The following is a 21,333-nucleotide window of genomic DNA, read 5'->3' as shown; positions in this document are numbered from 1 at the left end:
GATTACTCTTCTTTATGAAAACCACTTGACCATTCCCACAACCGAGCCAAATGGTCGTAGTCACCTTCATATCGTTTTGACATGGGGACAGCATGTGAGAGATAGCCTTGTTGTGGATTTTGATAATAAGTTATGAGTGCGATAAGATTTTCCCATGCATTTTCAGCAAGATCAACAGCACTTAGATAAGTTTTTCCGTCTTTTTTCTTTAAAAGAATTGATTGGGATTTAATTTCACCTTTTTTGTTAAGGGGAATGTAAAATAAATTTGAGGGTGTAAAATCTTGAAAATCTGGGAAGCCCCCTTGTATGAGTAAAGCTGTTTCTAAAGCCAATTGCGGAAATAATAATTCACGAACTTGTTTTGATAAAGGAGGCGTTCCGGTTTTGAAATCTAGAATTTCAACCGTTTTATCTGGCAAAACATCAAGACGATCAGCACGTCCTGAAAGGGTTACCCCTGTTGTTCCTATAGGGATTTTTTGTGATACCACTTCCGAATATCGCTCTCGCAGTCCTAAACTTTGTTCCCATTGAATAAAGCGTGGAGCAAGATTTTCAAAACTATTCCACCAAATTACTTCAATATCGGGTGGAAAGTTGAATTTATCAAACTCTTTACGCCCAATAGCAAGCAGTACATTGAGTGCATTTGCAGCATTTAGATTTTTCATTTGTGTGCAAAAAGCTGCAAGAATAGCGTGATAAAGTGTTCCACGTTCTGAAGCGCTAGGATCATGAATAAGTTCTTTAAGTGGTTTGAGCCTTAAGATTTTTTTGGCATAAATAGCATAGGGATCATATCGCAATGTTTCTATTTCAGTGACTGAAAAATGGCGCGGGCGTATATCAAGAGGTGGAGAAGGGCAAGGACGTTCCACCTCAGAAGTTATGCTTGTATGATCAAGCATCTTTGCCCAATGGCGTAGTATTTCACCTCGTTCACGGATTTGTTCCCAAACCTGTTTTCCTACAACTGTTTCCATGCGTTGTAGCCAGCGTGATGGAATGGAAGGCGTATGATTAACGCGCAATGCGCGACTCATCACCACTTTATCCATTCCCATCGCCCATTGAAAATCATGCGCAGAAAGACCAATACGCTGCTCTGGTGGTTCCAGAGTTAACATCATTTTCATCGGTCGCGATAAAAAAGCATCATTTCGGGTTGATATTGGCCATGACCCTTCATTAAGACCGCCGATGACCACTGTATCAACCGTTTGCAAACGCGATTCCAAAGTACCCCAGATGAATAAACGTGGATGTCCTCCAGGCGAAGGTGCGACGGAACGAGTTGCTATTATGGCAGAAAACATAGCAGGCCATTCGCAAAGATGAAATGTTAATCCTGATTGATCACTGACCAATTCACGTAGAAACTTTGATAGGGCTTGTCCTGCTTCGTGTTGATAAAGATGTGCAAGAGAATTATCCTCATTGCGACCAAAATTTTCAAAAACCTCAACAGTTGCTATTGCAGCCTCATTGATGGTGCATTCTTTCTCTTGTTTCATAAGAGATGTTAAAGGTTCAACAGCTGTCCTCAAAAGATGACAAAGGAGACGTGCTTCTTCACATTTCTGCTGATCAAGGGTGTCGATTTCAGAACTATTATGAAAGGATGTATCAATCCATTTTTCAAGAAATTGATCACACTCGCAAAGATTGATGCGCCCTGTATTCCCTCGAAGAACAAAAAGTTCAAAATTTTCTGCCATTTCCCGTAAACGATGACGATTTTGTTGGAGTGTTGTAAGGGGATGTTTAAGAAGAGAAAGAAAAGCAATGGGATCATCAGGTTGCAATACATTTTCTAAGATAAGTCGTAAGAGAGTTACAGGCAATGTTTGTGCAAGTGGTATTCCGCCTGAATCATTTGCTTCAATTCCAAATCGCTGTAATTCCACGGCAACACGGCGTGCTAAATTACGGTCATTTGTAATAAGGGCTGCAGTTTTTTTGGGTTTTTCAATAGCTTTGCGTAAGGTAACAGCTATAGCGAGAGCTTCTTCACGTTCATTTATAGCTTCAATAAATGACCAATCTGCACAAAGATTTTCATAATCATCACGGACAATTTGTATCCATTTATCTGTTGTAGAAGCAGGTCGGAGTGCTTCTGATAAAAGAGCCATTCGTTTTTTCTTTGTTATACTTTGTTGGCCAATTTCGCAAACATGATGACGTTGACACTCCATGAGAGTTAGAAGTTTTTTTAAATGATATTGAGGATGGCTAAAAACATTTTCTGCAGGATCAAAAAAATCACAAGCTGTTTTTTCTTTATTGCTTGTGCTTAGTGCATTCCATTGTTCTTCATCCATATGAAGATCAAGGCCAGGAAGAACAACAGCCCCTTTGGGCAGAGAAGCTATAACCTTTAAAAGATGAGAAACTGCGGGCATAGAACCTGACACACCAGCAGCAATGATAGGTTTATCAGGCTGCGTGCATCGCAAAGTCTCTGCATGCATTGTGAGTGCTTGATTACGCCATTCCGCGGGATTGCTTCGTTGCCTTTCGGTCAAGATTTGTGGCCAATTTTGCGTAACAATAGTCAGAAAGTCGAGCGTTATTTGCCACCATTCAGCGACCATATCAGGTGCAATATCTTTAAGTTTCGACCAATCTGCTCCTTCTGTTTCAATTTCGTCCATCAAATGCGCTAAATCCTGAGCAAGCCAAATTGCATCAGCACTATGAGCCGGAATAAGTACACCTTCTGTACCAAACATGGCACGCAGATGCGCAGGTAAATTTTCACGCCATGGGCGAATAAGGCGCGCTAAAAGCAGTAAGCGTTCACTTTTTCCAATGGGTGGATTCAGAGTGCTGCTATGATTTTCAACAAAAAGGAAACTGTCTTCATCGACATCTCCTAGAGCACGAATGGTTGGTAAGAAAGTTGATTGTGTATCGCTTCTTTCAACAAAGGCTAAACGTAAAGCGCGAGCAGCACGACGTGTCGGAACATAAATAAGGCTATCGGCAAGGGCAGTTTGAATGTCTCCATTGGGAGCGAAATTATCAATAAGGGTACCGGAGAGCAGTGCCTCAACAAAGTGAGGCAAAAAAGCCATTCCAGAAGATATAGAAAAGACACGTGGTTTATAAGTCATATGATCTCATATTGGGAATAACAAATTTCATCTTATTGATTATTTGCTTTATTTTGACTGTATACAATTTTCATACAAGAAAAAACTGAAAAGCTCTATTTATACAGGAGATTTTTAGCTGACATTCAAAATACTGAAATATATGACCTTGTCTTAAGCTATTGTGAAAAAATATATCAAAATTTTAAAAGACGTTACAATTACAAATATATTATAACTTATTGAATATTATAAAATAAATTTACCGTATTCTTTATACAGTGCAATCTGAAAGTGTTCTTTACATACTCCTTTTGTTTTCAGAAAAAATAACAATATTCAGATCCCCAACTCAATATGAAAAATCATTATCAACCAAATTGTTACATAAAAAATTCTTCTTTACATTAAAAGCTTACTTGATAATCTTTAAAAGTAGAAAATTTTATCTTAGGAGCTCTTTCTGCTTCATAATTTAATGAAAAATGGTTCTCCGCTAAAAAAACTGGATCACCTTCTAAATCATACGCAATAGCAGAGCGGTGATTGCTGAGAAACTTTTGCAACTCATCTTTGCTCTGCGCTGAAATCCAACGGCATAAATTAAAGCGTGCAAACTCAAAATTCACTGGCAAAGAATATTCTATTTTTAATCGCTCTTTTAAAACATCAATTTGCAAAGCACCAATAACACCAATGAGAGAAGGCGACCCATCATCAGGAATAAACAATTGCACAACCCCTTCTTCAGCCATTTGTTGCAAAGCTTCTTTGAGCTTTTTTGCTTTCATTGGATCGCCCAAACAAACACGACGCAAAATCTCTGGTGCAAAATTTGGTACTCCCTTAAAGAGGATATCTTCTCCTTCAGTCAAAGTATCGCCGATACGCAATGTTCCATGATTAGGGATTCCTACGATATCACCAGCATAGGCTTGATCAGCAATTTGGCGCGAACGCGCAAAGAAAAATTGTGGAGCCGAAAGTGTCATCGGTTTTCCTGTTCGGACCAACTTTGTTTTCATACCACGTTCAAGTGTTCCCGAGCATACCCGAAAAAATGCAATACGATCACGATGATTAGGATCCATATTCGCTTGAATTTTAAAAACAAATCCCGTCATTTTAGGTTCAGTTGCTATGATATTGCGCTGATCTGCACTTTGATCACGAGGACTTTGACCAAAATCAATAAGTGCATTGATCAAATCACGAACACCAAAATTTCGTAAAGCTGAACCAAAATAAACCGGAGTCATATGACCTTCACGGAAAGCTTGAAGATCAAAATTCTTGCAAACACTTTGAGCAAGTTCTACCCCTTCAATAAAAGTGGAACGTTGATATTCAGGGAGTAAATGGACAACCTCACTGGGATTTGAAACGATCCGCTGTGTTATCTCATCATCTTTTTGGCGAAAACGGTTATGATGAAGGTCATAGGTCCCGACAAAATCTTTACCCGACCCAATGGGCCATGTTATGGGGGCGGTATCAAGAGCAAGCTTTTCTTCAATTTCATCTAAAAGCTCTATAGGATCACGTGCCTCACGATCCATTTTATTGATAAAAGTAACAATAGGAATATCCCGCATCCGACACACTTCAAACAATTTTAATGTTCTAGGCTCAATCCCGCGGGCCCCATCCAACACCATAACAGCACTATCAACAGCTGTGAGTGTGCGATAGGTATCGTCTGAAAAATCTTCATGGCCTGGGGTATCTAGGAGATTAAAAATATGATTTTCATATTCAAACGTCATCACCGAAGTCACAACGGAAATACCACGATCACGCTCAATATTCATCCAATCAGAACGGGTTTGAATACGATCTTTTTTGGCTTTTACTTCTCCTGCAAGTTGAATAGCACCACCAAACAATAAAAGCTTTTCTGTTAATGTTGTTTTCCCCGCATCTGGGTGAGCAATAATTGCAAATGTACGGCGTCGCTTTACTTCCTGCACTCTTCGTTCCATTATTCCTCCACAGGACGTGCAAGTGTTTCAGCAATCAGTGCACGCATTTCATTAATCCCATAAAGCGCTATAAATGATCCCCATCGTGGACCTCGCTCTTGTCCAAGAAGGACTTCATACAACATTTGAAAAAAACCATTAGAAACACCAGGCCCACCTTCAGGGCTTTTTTTGCTATGATCTTGATAGCGTTCCGTTAATCGTGCAACATCAAGAAGCATATTTTGTAATATGTTGCCATCAACAGTTTCAGGTAAATGAGCTAATTTTTCATCAATTTGTGCTAATGTTGCTCGTTCGCTATCATCTGGTATACGAAATTTCTTGTTTGGTTTAACAAAAACATCAAAATATTTAATGGCAAACTTCACCAATTGATCAAGTTCTGGATAAGTTTGTGCATTTGCTTCTTTAGCGTAACGAGAAATAAAACCCCAAAGAACTTCTGCATTCTCCGCATTTGAAGCACTTACCAAATTTAAAAGCATCGCAAAGGATACAGGCAAATCAACCTGCGGTGGACAACCATTATGAATATGCCATACAGGATTACTGAGCCGTTCTTGCCATTTTTGACGACCATAAGCAGAAAGATGAGCATAATATTCATCTACAGCTTTAGGAATAACATCAAAATAAAGCCTTTTTGCTGTTTTAGGTTTTGAAAACATATAAAGCCCTAAACTCTCTGTTGGGGCATAAGTAAGCCATTCATCAATGGTTAAGCCATTTCCCTTGGATTTGGAAATTTTCTGCCCTTTCTCATCTAAAAAGAGCTCATAGTTGAATCCTTCTGGGGGGGTTCCACCTAATACTTTACAAATTTTAGAAGAAAGATTTGTGGAATCGATAAGGTCTTTTCCGGCCATTTCATAATCAATGCTAAGTGCTGTCCAACGCATTGCCCAATCTACCTTCCACTGACACTTAACTTTGCCCCCCGTAACCTCTGTTTCTATGGTTTCTCCTGTTTCAGGTTCAATATAAGTGACAGTCCCTTTTTCAACATTACGCGCAATCATCGGTACCTGTAATACTTTTCCAGAAAAGGGAGAAATCGGTAGAAAGAGTGAATAGGTCGCTTGCCGTTCTTCACCTAATGTTGGTAAAATAATTGCCATAACCTTGTCATAACAGGCAAGGATTTTCAAAAGTGTTTCATCAAAACGACCGGAATTGTAATAATCCGTAGCACTTGCAAATTCATAATCAAAACCAAAACGATCAAGGAAAGCCCGTAACCGCGCATTATTTGCCGCTCCAAAAGAAGGATAATCATCTCCAAAAGGGTCGGGTACACGGCTCAACGGTTGACCAAGATAATGTTCCATCCTCTCGCGATCAGGCACATTCTCAGGAACCTTGCGCAAACCATCCATATCATCAGAAAAACAAAGTAATTTTGTTTTTACTTTATTCTCCGTGAGAATATGAAATGCATGACGCACCATGGTTGTACGTGCAACTTCCCCAAAAGTTCCAATATGCGGTAAACCAGAAGGGCCATAACCTGTTTCAAATATCACACTGTCTGGATAACCCGTTTTTTCATACCGTTTGATAATCTTACGTGCTTCTTCAAATGGCCAAGTTCTCGATTGAGAAGCTGCATCTTTTAATTCAGGCGTAAGGTTGAGGGTATCACACTGATCACGCATCATTATTTATCCTAAAAATTACACTCTTTTAAAATAGGGTGTATGGTTCTTGAATTTATTCGTCAATAATAGCAAGCAAAAAGATGAAAATTTCTTTATACTCTTAAGTCACTATACAAAAACCGCCCTCGTTATAAACATATTTTGTTCTGATAAAAATCAAAAACATTCAATATTATAAAGCAAAATTGACTTGTTTTGATTATCGAAGCCTCCATTGCTATTATTATCATGGGTTTTGCTTATTATATTTATTAGCGCAGAAGATAAGCTTCTAGTATTGAACGAAAGAACGGTAAAAACCAACAGAAAAATGCTTAAACTAGGCATTTCATACAAAAGCATTAATCCACATTACACTTGTCACCGTAACTTTCTATTTCTTTTCTTTATCAACTTGATGACGCCTTGCTAATGTACATAAACGTAGGGCATTTAATTTAATAAAACCAGTTGCATCTCTTTGATCATAAACACCTTGATCATCCTCGAAAGTTACCAACTCACTGGAATAAAGTGATTTTTTACTTTGGCGCCCTTCAATAATTACATTCCCCTTATAAAGCTTTAACGTGACTTCACCTTCAACATGTTCTTGAGATAAATCAATCGCTGCCTGCAACATCTTACGTTCCGGCGAAAACCAAAATCCATAATAAATGAGTTCTGCATAACGTGGCATCAATTCATCTTTCAAATGCGCTGCACCACGATCTAACGTTAAAGATTCTATTGCTCTGTGAGCCGTCAAAAGAATGGTTCCACCTGGTGTTTCATAAATACCCCGCGATTTCATACCCACAAAGCGATTTTCTACCAAATCTAACCGACCAATACCATTATCGCGCCCATAATGATTTAATTCTGCAAGTAAAGTTGCAGGAGATAAATTTTTTCCATTGATTGAAACAGCATCGCCTTTTTTAAAGCCAAGAGTAATTCTGGTTGCTTGATCTGGAGCATCTTCCGGCGAAAGAGTACGCATATGGACATATTCAGGAGCAGGAAGTGCTGGATCTTCTAAAATCTTTCCTTCTGATGAAGAATGCAATAAATTTGCATCCACTGAAAAAGGCGCTTCACCTTGCTTATCCTTTTCTACAGGAATTTGATGAATACGAGCAAATTCAAAGAGATCTGTCCGACTCTTAAAATCCCAATCACGCCATGGAGCAATAATCTTTATATCAGGATTAAGCGCATAAGCGGAAAGCTCAAAGCGTACCTGATCATTGCCTTTTCCTGTTGCTCCATGAGCAATGGCATCTGCCCCTGTTTCCTCAGCAATTTCAATAAGGCGTTTTGAAATAAGTGGACGTGCAATTGATGTTCCTAAAAGATAAGTCCCCTCATAAACGGTATTGGCTCGAAACATCGGAAACACAAAATCACGCACAAACTCTTCGCGCAAATCTTCAATGTAGATCTCTTTAACACCTAGCATTTCAGCTTTACGACGAGCAAGTTCTAGCTCTTCTCCCTGCCCCAAATCTGCTGTAAAAGTTACAACTTCAACACCTCGCGCACTTTGCAACCATTTAAGAATAATTGACGTATCCAATCCACCTGAATAAGCCAAAACAACTTTTCTAATATTTTGCCACTTTTTCATTTTAACGTTCTATATGAGCTACTTTTTTATTTCTACCCAAAAATCAAAACGATGTAAGAAATATAAAAATAAATTCTTTTTAAGCAACATTAAAAAGACGCAAAAAGCGTAAATAAAGGCGCCTCAAAGTATAAATAGTAAACACTGCTTAAAAATAAAAGGAGATTTACGTGTCATTTCTACCGGAGTGGTCTATTGTTGTACAATTTGCTTTAGCATCGTTGATTTTAGCACTTATTCCAGGACCAGATATGATGCTTTCTGTAGGACGAACCATTACACAAAGCAAAAAAGCTGGAATTATGTGCGCCTTGGGTAGTGCAACAGGGTTTGCCATTCAGGTTACGGCTGTAGCACTTGGCTTATCAGCGCTTATTTTTGCTGCCCCACATACTTTTGTTCTTCTGAAAATTGTTGGCGCCTTTTATCTTTTATGGTTTTCCTTTCAAGCTTTACGGAGAAACCCCACTTTTTCCTTTGAACAGACATCTTCTAAATCTCAAAGCGCTAAACGTAACTATCTTGCTGGTATTGGGATTAATCTTCTCAATCCTAAAGTTATACTCTTTAACGCGACATTCTTACCACAATTTATCAATGCGAATGATCCTATGGCAACACAAAAATTGCTCTTTTTAGGACTCTCTTATATCCCTATTTCTTTCCCCATTACAATTGCAATCGTTTTTACAGCGCATAAACTTACCAAAACTCTCAAAAAGAACCCTCTTTATATTCGCTTTCTCGACTGGCTTATTGCTGGTACTTTTACCAGCTTTGCCCTCCATCTCCTTGTGGTTACAAAACATTGATTTATACGTGTAATGTATCGCTTTTAATTTAAATAAAAAAACAAATATTATAAGATTTTTTCATTTCAAACCTGTTTGTTTTGGATAAAACAATACCTTTCCTTTGTACATCACAAGAGAAGCTGGAGTTTTCGTATGGATAAAAACTATCTAAGAAAAGAATAAAAACACCTCTTATAAACCATCTCAAGTACTAAAAGCTGTTACAACATTGGGAGCTGAAAAATAGAATGGTGGTACCAATTTACACCTTTATTAAACATAAAGGTGTAGGAGTACAATACATTCACAGAAGCTTTTTGTTATACTCCTCACAAGCATTATCGTGATATGAAGAGTGTACTAAGAGATACTTAAAAAACATATCAATGGATAACTCAATGGTATTTATATTTTAGATCCTCTGTTTTGCTTGTGATGCGTGATCTTATTTAAGAAAATAATAAACAAAAGCATGAGGCAGTGCACAATCTCCACTTTTTAAAAGATATTACCGTAGATGCTTTTAAAAGACATAAAACCGAATTAACGAGTATGATAATAAGGTAGAAATTAGTTATAATCCTTAAGACCTCATATTCCCTCTAAATTAGGTTTCCTTCTTATTTCAGAGATTATGTAAACAGACTATAGACAATCTCTTACCCCATTTAGCATATAAACGCTGAAACTGTTCGTCTAGCACTTATCCATCTTAATCTCTGTCTCACATATGCCATCGCATGAAGTTTGGATATTAAATTACAAACAAAAAAGTATAGGCCTCGATATCGCTGAAAATTGCGTTACCTAATGACCAATGGCATTTTCAAGTCGTAAACGTTCAGATTTACGTAAGCGCTCTGAAGCTGATTTAAGCTGTCCACATGCAGCTAAAATATCGCGTCCACGCGGTATCCGAATAGGAGAAGCATAGCCCGCTTGATTAACAACATCAGCAAAACGCTCGATTTTCTCCCAATCAGAACACTGATAATTACTCCCTGGCCACGGATTAAAAGGGATTAAATTAATCTTAGAAGGAATCCCTTTCAATAACTGAATCAATCGCTTAGCATCATCTAAACTATCATTGATATCTTTCAGCATAACATATTCAAATGTGATTCGTTTTGCATTGGAAAGACCAGGATAATTACGGCAAGCCTCCATTAGTAAAGCAAGCGGATATTTTTTATTAATGGGAACAAGCATATCCCTTAGTGTATCGTGTACTGCGTGGAGTGAAATTGCTAACATAACACCAATTTCTTCTCCAGTTCGGATAATTCCAGGAACAACTCCACTAGTTGAAAGCGTAATTCGACGTTTTGATAAAGAAAGTCCATCGCCATCAGAGGCAATCAATAAAGCTTTTTTAACAGCTTCAAAATTATAAAGAGGTTCTCCCATTCCCATCATAACAATATTGGTAATTTTTCGTCCTTCAATGGGAACAATTGCTCCATCAGGGGTATTCTTATCAGGAAAATCACCCAAACAATCACGTGCAACCAATAATTGTGCCAAAATTTCTTCTGCGGTCAGATTACGAACAAGTATCTGCGTTCCCGTATGACAAAAAGAGCAGGTTAACGTACACCCTACTTGCGATGAAAGACATAAAGTACCACGTCCTTCTTCAGGGATATAAACCGTTTCAATTTCAACAGGCCTTCCAGCTCCACGTGCAGGAAAACGTAAGAGCCATTTACGCGTACCATCTTTTGATATTTGTTCTCCAACAATTTCTGGGCGCGCAATGGAGAAATGACACTTAAGTGTTTCTTGCATTGCTTTAGAAATATTCAGCATATCATCAAAATTTGAAACACCACGCACATAAAGCCAATGCCAAAGCTGACGCACACGCATACGCGTTTGATGCTCTGGTACACCAACTGTCTTTAAAGCTTGCATCATTTCATCTTGCGACAAACCAATTAAAGAGAGCTTAGAACTCTCCTTCACGACCACATTATCTGTTTTTCGTGCAAAACATGAACCAACTGGTCTAAGGTCATAGGAAATGGCCATTGCTTTCCAATTCACATCACTATTTTAGAGTTATCGAAACCTTAATGGCACTTTTGAGCTGCATTTAATGCAGCAGTGACCCCTTTTAAGGAATAAGTATAAGTGGTATGCGTTCCTCGTTTTGATATCGCTTGCACTGTCATATTGCTTCCAGCACGCATAGCAGAAACAAGCTGCTTTTCTAGCTCTGATGACGCCAGCCAAGCTGAGGAATCTTTCGTGAAAAAATCAAAGTCCTTACCTCCAATGGTCACTGTCACTCTCGACCCTTCTTGAAGGGTATAACCAGCCATAAACTGCGGTTCAAACGAAATAGGTGAATGAGAACGCTTGGTAACCAAGAAAAAATTATCACCATGATTAACTGTCGTTGGAAGAGCCTTCAAAGGTACCGATAACACATAGCAAATCGTATTTTTGGGCGATTTATAAGAATAGGCTCCCCACGCTTCAAATTGATTTAAACGGCTTGGCGTTTGTGCATATGCCACTCCCGCTGTAACAAGAACCATTACAGATGCAGCAATAACAGTCTTTTCAAACATCTTCATTTAGCTCACTTCTTTAGTCTCTAACAAGATTTTCTTCATTGGAAAAATTCAACAAAAACTCCTCGATATTCATGTGTTATTGTCCTAATTCCTTCAATAAGCGAAATATTTTCACACTAATCAAAATAGATTTCTACGTTTCATTGTGACCTTTTAATCGTTACCAAAACATAAACTTCTTATTCAATAACCACATTAAAAAATAATATCTTCATTTTACGCTACTTATTTCATTTTTGTATAAAAAACGATTTCTTTAAGCTATAGAACTTCAAAACGAGATGAAAATATACCATCACTCTGTTAAGAAATAAACCATACTCTTTATATCACAAGCAATCTGATGCAAAATTTTGAAAATACACCCCAGACTCCCCGCAAAAAAGCTTAATCGCCTTACGAATATCACTTCTCGACTTTATGCATTCAATACATTTATGTTCGCAAAATACTCCATCTTTTATTCATTATAGTGCATTCATATTTCGTATTCAATATCGTCCCGATAACACTTTTTCTCAATCTTCAAAAGACCTTGTAAAAATAATAAAATATTATCAAGATATTAATAATAAAACATAAAGAGTTTAGATTCTATCTCAATAATCACATACAATTTTGTTTCTTTTTATCTTATTTCCCTATATATTTCATCTCCAATTATTAATTTCTAAAATGATTTTAGTAGCTTATAATAGCTTAATCGTATTATTTTAATGTATTAGACGATATTTTTCTTTCTGTTATAAAAAACTTCTTAAGAATTCTTTGGGAAAGTCTTCTTATCTTATTTCTAAGTAATTTATAAAAAGAAATATAAAACTTTTTTCTATAGCAGTTCTAACATTACCGTTTTTTAAACAATATTTTAATCAATTAAAGACACTTAAATAAATCTTCCTATGCATAAAAACTCTTTCACCTAACCTAAAGGTATAATTTTCATTCTTACCGTACAAAATTGTTCTTTAGCATGAGCTCTATACAACAGCAGACATCTAAATCATATCTATAAAATAGTTGATCTCTCCACTTGTGAAGAAGAAAGCTGGCACCATAACACTATTTTCCAGCTCCCAATGTTTTGCTACAACTCTCGATACTTGAGACGATTCATAGGAAGCATTTTTACCCCTTTCTTGTACAGTTTTTATCCACACGCTAATTTCGTTTACAACGTGCAAGGAAATGGTTTTGATTGATTCAACATAAGCAAGTTTGGAATGAGAGAATTTTACAATATTCGGATCTCTCATCTAACATGCGAAATAGTGAATTATATTTAAAATCAATATCTTGCTATACTGAAGATACAATATATCTCTTATTTCTTCTTGAGCATTAAAATATTATCCCTAAACACTCAAACTCAACTTACAAAAAAATTCAATGCACAAATAAACTTTTCTGTTGATTTCTTTCCCGCTTTCAAAGGACGAAGATTCTTAATCCAATCTGGACTGAAAAAGTTTGGATTCTTGTCGAGCGATCTCCTCTTTTCTTCCCACTCATGTGATTCACTTAACTAAAGGCTCTACAGACAAGTCCTGTTTAAAAATATTTACCACACACTCTAAAAGCACTTAATATATTAAGAAGACTTACAGAATTTATCTCACCATATCTCAAATGATAGTGTTTTTACAGTATAACAGGATAAAAGAATCCACGAACATAATAATTAGATGCTTTAATATTACGAGAACAAGAAAGGAAAAGCCCTTCGTTTTTGTTGGTTGCTCTTTAAAAAGAAGGTTCAATTAGAAGTAATTTTCTTAAATCTCATGACATAACCTTTTGTTATTAGTCTTAAGATGCAAATTATATTATTTCCTACGCTCTGTAGTGCATACCTCGCAATTTATACGCTCATAATAACTTTTAAGCTGCATTTGATTCTGAAGTTTGAATCAATAAAGCATAAAGCGCATTGGCATTATGCGTACTGCGCAACTTTTGTACAACATCAGTGTGACGCAAAACACGTGCGATCTGTGATAAAGCTTTTAAGTGATCTGCACCAGCATTTTCAGGTGCTAAAAGGAGAAAAACGAGATCTATAGGTTCATCGTCAAGAGCTTCAAAATCAACAGGACTTTCAAGACGTGCAAATATACCAATGATCCGATTAATATCAGGTAATTTTCCATGAGGAATCGCAATACCTCCACCCAAACCCGTTGAACCAAGCTTCTCGCGTTGTAAAACAACATCAAAAATCACATGCTCACTAAGACCTGTTAGCTTAGAAGCTTTTTCGGCTAAAATTTGCAGAACCTGTTTTTTCGAATTAGCCTTAAGAGCCGGAATGATCGCTTCCGGTGCTATTAACTCACTCAAATTCATACTTTAATTTTCCTCTTACACGCTAAAATGCTCATCAATAAACCTATAAACGCCATAGATACTTAATGTTCTTTCACTTTTAGCAACATCGCATGTGTTTTTACTTTTCAATTTATAATAGGTGATGGCTCAATACATCTCATATCACTTCTAAAACAATAATAAATAGTATTCGGATCATCATTAACGGCATGAGAAACCAAAGAAATGAAGTTGTTCATAAAGTTAATTTCCTTACGACTCTAGAAAAGGCCATTATTCATAAATTTATTAAACTTGTCATAAGAGTTTGATGTATAATCCGCCATCAAAGTTTTTCTTTCTTTAAAAATGAGCCCTTAAATTAAGATGAAAAGCATACTGAGCAAAATGGACCTTTACTTTGAAAATTACTGTATAGCTTGAACATCGACTTATAACAAGAATATAAAGATTTTTAGAAATTTAATGATTATTTTAAAAGATTTATAGATTTAGCCTGATATCTGTAGCCAAGCTCCTATTTTCAAATAGGCGATATAAACCAATAAAATACGACAACTCCTATTGAATAACCGCAATATATAAACCGGTGCTCCCATCAAAATACCTAAAACAGCATCATCGATATATTTTTTGATTCGACAAAGAAAAATATGATAAATATCTCTTACCTTTCAATAACACACGCATTTATTGAGAGCTTCGTTTATCACTCATTATCACGTTAATCTAGTGATATCTTTTCTATGATACAATTATGAGTAAGCTAAACTTATAAAACAACAAACTAACCTCTAATGATGAAGCCTTTTTCACCACTCAATAACAACATTAAGGTTATAGTCATAAAAGAAGTTTTGGCATAAATAAGGAAATTTTCAGTAATAATGTTTGGTTAAACTTAAATGGAAACTCGTGAAAGCTGTAAAATCAAAGAGAAAACTGATTTCCCAAATAAATTCTGCGTACATCAACGTTGTTGATAATATCGTTAGGACAACCGTGCACTAACACCCGCCCTGTATGAATAATATAAGCGCGATCGACAAGCCCTAATGTCTCACGCACATTATGATCCGTTATTAAAACACCAATGCCACGCCTCGTTAAATGACGAATAAGTTGTTGAATATCGAAAATAGCGATAGGATCAATTCCTGCAAATGGTTCATCAAGTAACATAAAATGGGGACGAGAAGCTAAAGCGCGCGCAATTTCAAGTCTCCGACGTTCACCTCCAGATAACGAAAGTGCAGACATTTTACGTAAATGATCAATTTTAAATTCATGTAAAAGGCTATCTAACTCTTCACGTTGTTTAAGGCGATCTTTTTCAACGACCTCTAAAACAGCTTTAATGTTATTTTCTACTGAAAGACCACGAAAAATAGACGCTTCCTGTGGAAGATATCCAATACCTAAACGCGCACGTCGATACATCGGAAGATGCGTAATATCAAATCCATCAATTTTAATGGATCCTCCATCAGATTTTATAAGCCCTGTCACCATATAAAAACAAGTTGTTTTACCTGCCCCATTGGGCCCTAAAATGCCAACGGCTTCTCCTGTACGAATGCCAAAAGAAACACCATTAACAGTTCGTCTTCCTCGATAAACTTTAATCAAATTACTGGCAATCAAGGTCCCTTTTAAGGGATTTTTTGAAGCTTCACTTTCAAGATTATACCTATCGGTCTGTTTTTTTCTTTTGATTCCAAACATGAAATCTTAATGGCCATTCTTTTGATTTTGTTTTAAAATAATAGAAACACGACCTTTTTTCTTAGGCGTCTCACAACCTTCTAAAAAAGCCTTTCCGCTTTCCATATTTGCCGTTAGTTTGCACCCCGTTGCCACATTGTCACCATCAGTTAACACAACATGATTCCCTGTCAAACTCATCATTTTTGACTTTCCATCAAAAACACCTTTATCACCCGTAGCAACTTGCGTAGCAATTTTTATATAAACTTTTCCTAAAGCTTCCATTTTTTGTATACTCGACGAACCAAATAAAGAAACAGATGATGCCTTTGTATCTTCCTTGTTTTTATCAATTTCTTTATATGCTTTATCGTAGTAAACAACTAATTCTGCCGTTTTTAAAAGACGTTCACCTTGTACCACTGAAACATCACCCTTAAAAAGCGCTATCCCTTCTTTATCACGTATTTCCAAAGAATCTGCATGAAGTTCTACCGGTTCTTTGTCGCTTGATAGACTTATTCCAAAATGAGCCACTTCAGCATATCCTAAAACTGCTCCTTCTCCTAACATTCCCATGCTAAAAGCTAACATCACACCTATCCATCTTTTGTACGATTTCATTATTTCAATTCTTCTGTTTGTATATACACATACTTCTCTTTATAAATATCCTTTAAAGATTTGTATTGATATTGCGTTATTGCTTTTGAAGCACTAAATGCACACCACCATGGAAATATATGTTTTTTCCTTTTTCTCGAATTTGTAAGGCGTTTGCGGCAAGATTCAAACCGGCTTGCTGAATATTAACACGTTGATCTGTTTTTAACTGTCCCTCGGATAAGTTAATACTAGCTGACATAAATTGTACCATCATCCCATCATTCGTCGTAATCGTGAATGGCTTATCCAACTGTAAAAAACCATTAATGTTATCGTAAACCCCCCCTTGTGCGACGAGAAAAACCTGTCGTTGTTGGCCCATAAATGCTCTAGCTGTAATGTTTTGCAACCCAATCATTCCAGCGTGGGTATGATCTTGAAATGCCTTTTCTGCTTTAAGCCAATAAGGTTCATGAGCACGCGTATACCCTTCTAATTTTGGATTGAGCATCGTCAAATTCATCACGCCACTTTCTCCATTATTCAAAGGCATAGAATCAGAAGTAACGGGAACCAAGAAAAACGTAAACCAGCAAAAAACCAGCGCTGAAATCAACGCTAAGAGAGGTAAAAAAATTTTTAATATGCTAATGCGACGCGAATGACGGGATGCTTTTTTTAAAACATCTCCAAAAGATGATTGCGTTGAAAAGGCTTTATAATGATTGTGTACGGACATACTCTCCTGATCTCTTAAATCCTCCGCATTTTTAATCTGTATACCCTTTATAGAAGGTATTTTCAAATTTTGTTTCTTGCAATTTGTTTTTTCTTGATTTTATTTTGCTTTTATCTGTTTATATATTGTAATATGTATGGAGTGCACAATTACAAAATTTTTTTGTGTGAAAGTGAGGCTATTGTGGTAAAATCAGAGCTTGTACAAATTATCGCTCGTCATAACCCGCATCTTTTTCAACGGGATGTGGAGAATATTGTAAACGCTATTTTTGAGGAAATTGCAACAGCACTTGCAAATGGCAATCGCGTTGAACTTCGTGGATTTGGAGCTTTTTCTGTAAAAAGCCGTTCAGCCCGTAATGGACGTAACCCACGAACAGGTGAAGCCGTTTCTGTTGAAGAAAAGTGGATTCCTTTTTTTAAAACTGGCAAGGATTTACGCGACCGTCTTAATCAGTGAGAAACTTATGATAATTAAACGTATTCTTCTAACAAGTATCGGTGTGATTCTCGCAGCGGTTTTGATTGTTTTTATCGTGGCTAATCGTCAAATGGTTCCGTTAACCCTTGATCCTTTTCGAGCAAATCCTGAAAGTTTTACTTATCATGCTCCCCTCTTTATATGGCTCTTTATTTTCTTTGGTTTTGGTATTTTATTAGGAAATCTGATCAGTTGGTTTTCCTATCACAAATACAAAAAAGCTCTCAAAAAAAGTAAAGCCGAGATTGAAAAATTGAAAACATCTATCACAAATCTGGTGTAATGGTATTTAAATGAAATCTTTTCTCTCTGTATTCTATATTCAGTACAGAGTTAAAAGTGCTCTTTTTCTTTTTTATACATGTTTTAATTGACTTTAGCTTTTTTGCACTTTTACGAAACATTTAAGAGCTTTATAATATATTTTTATACCTCATATACCGTGATACAAAACATGCCCGCACAATGCTTTCAATTCTCCCATAACAATAGATATCCGCAGGAAAAGCTGCCCCTTATTTTAGAAACGGGTATAAGCGAAAACTATGCTCTCATTGATTCTGGTCATGGACAAAAATTAGAACGTTATGGAGCTTACCGCATTATTCGACCAGAAGGTCAAGCACTATGGAAACCGGCTTTACCACAAAAACAATGGGCTGATGTTGATGCTATTTTCACAGGAAACCTTGATGAAGAAGGGGTTGGGCGTTGGCATTTTCCTAAAAAGCCACTTGATGAAACATGGGCTCTTGCTTGGAATGGATTGTCTTTTCTAGGCCGTTTTACTTCCTTTCGTCATGTGGGGGTTTTTCCTGAACAAGATGCCCATTGGCGCTCTATGGAAGAACAAATTGTTAAAGCCGAACGCCCTATAAAATTGTTGAATCTTTTTGGCTATACAGGTATTGCCTCTTTGATTGGAGCACGAGCGGGTGCGAATGTTACCCATGTTGATGCTTCTAAAAAAGCCATTGCGTGGGCAAAAGCTAATCAAGAAAGAGCAGGATTACCAGATCATTCTATTCGCTGGATTTGCGATGATGCTATGAAATTTGTCGAGCGTGAACTGCGTCGTAAGAAAAGCTATGATATGATTCTTCTTGATCCCCCTGCTTATGGGCGTGGACCCCATGGTGAAATTTGGCAACTGTTTGATCATTTACCCGCCATGATCACAAATTGTCGTAAACTTCTCTCTGATAAACCGCTCTCTGTTGTCCTTACAGCTTATTCTATTCGTGCTTCCTTCTTTGCACTTCATGCTTTAATGCGTGATGCATTTGTAAATCTTGGTGGTACGGTCGAATCAGGAGAACTTATTTTGCGTGAAGAAGTTGCAGGACGTGCTCTTTCTACTTCTCTTTTTAGCCGTTGGATTGCTTGAATATGTGTAGACCCAAAACTGGTAGAGTGAAAGAAATTACCTCTCTTAGCAACCCCATCATAAAAAATCTTAAAGCACTTAGCCAAAAGAAAAACCGTAATAGAGAAGGTCTTTTCATGGCAGAAGGATTGAAATTGGTCATTGATGCTCTCAATCTTGGCTGGACAATACAAACGCTTATTTTTTCTAAAAGTGAAATCGGTAATGCTACTATCGAAAATACTGCCGCACGTGCTGTAGCCAACGGTGGTTTTGTTATTAAAGCCTCACAAAAGGTTATGGAATCACTTACCCGACGCGATAATCCACAAACAGTTATTGGTATTTTCAAGCAAAAATGGCACTCTTTTGAAATGATAAAAGGGCAGATTAAAGATGTTTACATCGCGCTTGATCGTGTACGTGATCCTGGAAACCTTGGTACCATTATTCGAACCGCTGATGCTGTAGGTGCTAAAGGTGTTATTTTAATTGGCGAGACAACAGACCCTTTCTCGCCTGAAACAGTCCGTGCAACCATGGGATCTATTTTTTCTGTACCACTTTATCGTTTTGATGAAAACGGCTTTTTAAACTGGTCTTCTCACTTTAAAGGTATGATTGTTGGAACACACCTCAAAGGTTCTATGGATTATCGCACACTTGACTTCAAAAATGGCCCTATTATTCTTTTAATGGGGAATGAAAAACAGGGATTATCAGATCTTCTTACGAATCGGTGTGATAAACTTACGCGTATTCCACAAAGCGGACGAGCAGACTCGCTTAATCTAGCTGTAGCAACAGCTGTTATGCTTTATGAAATCCGTCGCCCCTATTTAATACTGGAACCATGTGAGGAAAAACATGATTCGTAAATCACTCCCTTTTCTTCTCTTGGGCTTGGCTTTTACAGTAGTACTTGATCAAGCTGTCAAATACTGGGTTATGCACAATATGCCTTTAGGAACAGAAATTTCGCTTATTCCTTTTCTTTCCCTTTATCATGTGCGCAATTCTGGCATTGCATTTTCGTTTTTTTCTTCCTTTTCTCAGTGGGGAATCATCGCCATCACGATCATTGTGATTATCTTTCTTCTATGGTTATGGAAAAATACTGAATATAATAAGTCTTTAATGCGCTTTGGCCTTATTCTTATTATTGGGGGAGCCATCGGCAATCTCATTGATCGTATTCGCTTTCATCATGTCACTGATTATATACTTTTTCATATTGATGATATTTTTTATTTTGCTATTTTCAACCTTGCAGATAGTTTTATCACTCTCGGTGTTATTGCCATCCTTATTGAAGAATTGCGTACTTGGATGAAAGCAAGGCGTCATTCCAATAGTACATCTTCTCACTGATATGTTCAGTGCCTTAGAAAACAGAGATTATTGACCATCACAAGTCTGATTACGCATTGATTTCTCTTAATCAATTCTTGTTGCTCGTCATTTCACGTGTTTCTCTTCATGGGACTATAAGATCTTACTTTCTTTTCAACTTTACATTTCTACACTTAGTTAGTGCAAAAGAAATGAACTCAAATAGAATCAATATTTTTTATCCATGTGTCCTACATCACAATTTTTGAGGAGACATTTCACAGCATTCGAAGTTCTGTTTATTTGATTAGAACAATTGCTTTTCGTATGTTTTTTAGTTTTTACAGATATCGATTTTACAGAGCCTTTCTTAAGTGCTTCGTTTAAAAACTCTCCTTTTTTATTTTATATATTGTTTAATAAAAAACATTTTTTCAACTATTTTCAATGGTGTCTTGTTAAAGCAACATATTGATTATAAATATAAATTACCGTTTTTCATATTGAATAAAAGCCCTTACTATTCTAAATCTCTTTTATTTGGAATCTGTTCATGTTGAATCCATTAAAACCATGTCTCTTGCAAGACACAAGCAAGTCAATAATCTTGATTGATTTAATATGAACAGATTTTCAACCAGAGAATCTTGCGATATTCGGAGTATCATTTAGCATTCAAAAAGACAATTTATCATTATACATCAATATATTATAAAAAATCCAATTCAATAGCTCTTATAACCGTGCAAAACAGATGCAATATTGGAGGTTGAAATAGTGTGATGATACTTGCCGCTCTTCTCATAAACGCAAAAATAGCGAATATTTTATAAGGGATTGTATTACATAGTTTCTGTGAAAATAGAAAAGTTTTTAAGTATAGTCTTTTTATCTTGCAAAAATATGGCAAAAAATGGAAATATTTTTTATTAAAATGAACTATTTCCTTACCAATTTGTAAGGTTCCTTCTTCATATAAATCTCTTGTAATTTTTAAATAAATCTCCATAATAAGAGCATATATGCTGGAATTCTGTCAG

16 protein-coding genes are annotated in these 21,333 nt (G+C 36.6%); 6 read left to right on the top strand and 10 right to left on the bottom strand.

Going from position 1 to position 21,333, the window contains the following annotated elements; translation table 11 throughout:
* Positions 1 to 2 precede the first annotated feature (2 nt).
* The 4 genes from addB to ACFIQE_RS00585 form a co-directional block, all read right to left on the bottom strand.
* A complete protein-coding gene (gene addB / locus ACFIQE_RS00600) occupies positions 3 to 3,122 on the bottom strand; it encodes a double-strand break repair protein AddB (RefSeq protein WP_375707186.1) in 3,120 nt (1,039 codons plus the stop codon).
* 386 nt (positions 3,123 to 3,508) lie between these two features.
* The gene (locus ACFIQE_RS00595; protein WP_375639794.1) at positions 3,509 to 5,083 is read right to left on the bottom strand and encodes a peptide chain release factor 3; all 1,575 of its coding nucleotides are present in this window, start codon (positions 5,081 to 5,083) and stop codon (positions 3,509 to 3,511) included.
* Positions 5,083 to 6,744, bottom strand: a complete 1,662-nt coding sequence (locus ACFIQE_RS00590; RefSeq protein ID WP_375673669.1) for a lysine--tRNA ligase — start codon at positions 6,742 to 6,744, stop codon at positions 5,083 to 5,085. The genes ACFIQE_RS00595 and ACFIQE_RS00590 overlap by 1 nt, the downstream gene beginning before the upstream one ends.
* Positions 6,745 to 7,117: 373 nt before the next feature.
* Positions 7,118 to 8,353 carry an argininosuccinate synthase gene (locus ACFIQE_RS00585; RefSeq protein ID WP_375673667.1) on the bottom strand — a complete coding sequence of 412 codons (1,236 nt, stop codon included), beginning with the start codon at positions 8,351 to 8,353 and terminating at the stop codon, positions 7,118 to 7,120.
* A gap of 170 nt (positions 8,354 to 8,523) precedes the next feature.
* On the opposite strand from ACFIQE_RS00585, the gene ACFIQE_RS00580 reads away from it, so the two are divergent.
* Positions 8,524 to 9,165 (top strand): LysE family translocator, encoded by a 642-nt coding sequence (locus ACFIQE_RS00580; RefSeq protein ID WP_375612781.1) that lies wholly within the window; start codon positions 8,524 to 8,526, stop codon positions 9,163 to 9,165.
* Positions 9,166 to 9,954: 789 nt separating this feature from the next.
* Here the strand turns inward: ACFIQE_RS00580 and rlmN are convergent.
* From rlmN to lptC, 6 genes are all read right to left on the bottom strand, one after another.
* Positions 9,955 to 11,181, bottom strand: a complete 1,227-nt coding sequence (gene rlmN / locus ACFIQE_RS00575; RefSeq protein ID WP_375639804.1) for a 23S rRNA (adenine(2503)-C(2))-methyltransferase RlmN — start codon at positions 11,179 to 11,181, stop codon at positions 9,955 to 9,957.
* 41 nt (positions 11,182 to 11,222) lie between these two features.
* The gene (locus ACFIQE_RS00570) at positions 11,223 to 11,726 is read right to left on the bottom strand and encodes an invasion associated locus B family protein (protein WP_375611465.1); all 504 of its coding nucleotides are present in this window, start codon (positions 11,724 to 11,726) and stop codon (positions 11,223 to 11,225) included.
* 1,887 nt (positions 11,727 to 13,613) lie between these two features.
* Positions 13,614 to 14,078 (bottom strand): PTS IIA-like nitrogen regulatory protein PtsN, encoded by a 465-nt coding sequence (ptsN, locus tag ACFIQE_RS00565; RefSeq protein ID WP_375611353.1) that lies wholly within the window; start codon positions 14,076 to 14,078, stop codon positions 13,614 to 13,616.
* 912 nt (positions 14,079 to 14,990) lie between these two features.
* The gene (gene lptB, locus ACFIQE_RS00560; protein WP_012754448.1) at positions 14,991 to 15,785 is read right to left on the bottom strand and encodes an LPS export ABC transporter ATP-binding protein; all 795 of its coding nucleotides are present in this window, start codon (positions 15,783 to 15,785) and stop codon (positions 14,991 to 14,993) included.
* Positions 15,786 to 15,791: 6 nt separating this feature from the next.
* Positions 15,792 to 16,391: an LptA/OstA family protein gene (locus ACFIQE_RS00555; RefSeq protein ID WP_375612778.1), complete on the bottom strand. Its 600-nt coding sequence runs from the start codon at positions 16,389 to 16,391 to the stop codon at positions 15,792 to 15,794.
* A gap of 76 nt (positions 16,392 to 16,467) precedes the next feature.
* Entirely contained in the window at positions 16,468 to 17,112 is a 645-nt protein-coding gene (gene lptC, locus ACFIQE_RS00550; protein WP_375611351.1) for an LPS export ABC transporter periplasmic protein LptC, read from the bottom strand.
* A 183-nt stretch (positions 17,113 to 17,295) separates the two neighbouring features.
* Here lptC and ihfB point away from each other — a divergent pair, with 183 nt between their 5' ends.
* The 5 genes from ihfB (at position 17,296) to lspA (ending at position 20,332) form a co-directional block, all read left to right on the top strand.
* Positions 17,296 to 17,574, top strand: coding sequence for an integration host factor subunit beta (ihfB, locus tag ACFIQE_RS00545; RefSeq protein ID WP_273790186.1), 279 nt, complete (start codon positions 17,296 to 17,298; stop codon positions 17,572 to 17,574).
* A gap of 7 nt (positions 17,575 to 17,581) precedes the next feature.
* Positions 17,582 to 17,878, top strand: a complete 297-nt coding sequence (locus tag ACFIQE_RS00540) for a lipopolysaccharide assembly protein LapA domain-containing protein (RefSeq protein WP_273790185.1) — start codon at positions 17,582 to 17,584, stop codon at positions 17,876 to 17,878.
* A 171-nt stretch (positions 17,879 to 18,049) separates the two neighbouring features.
* Positions 18,050 to 18,982, top strand: coding sequence for a class I SAM-dependent methyltransferase (locus ACFIQE_RS00535; RefSeq protein WP_375620886.1), 933 nt, complete (start codon positions 18,050 to 18,052; stop codon positions 18,980 to 18,982).
* A gap of 2 nt (positions 18,983 to 18,984) precedes the next feature.
* Entirely contained in the window at positions 18,985 to 19,839 is an 855-nt protein-coding gene (locus tag ACFIQE_RS00530) for a TrmH family RNA methyltransferase (protein WP_375639815.1), read from the top strand.
* Positions 19,829 to 20,332, top strand: a complete 504-nt coding sequence (gene lspA, locus ACFIQE_RS00525) for a signal peptidase II (protein WP_375611348.1) — start codon at positions 19,829 to 19,831, stop codon at positions 20,330 to 20,332. The genes ACFIQE_RS00530 and lspA overlap by 11 nt, the downstream gene beginning before the upstream one ends.
* Positions 20,333 to 21,333 lie beyond the last annotated feature (1,001 nt).

The sequence above is a fragment of the Bartonella sp. AA1HLJMS genome (assembly GCF_042197445.1).
GTDB lineage: Bacteria > Pseudomonadota > Alphaproteobacteria > Rhizobiales > Rhizobiaceae > Bartonella.
The sequence above is the reverse complement of the archived record's forward strand: the minus strand, read 5'-3'. Positions and strand labels throughout refer to the sequence as shown.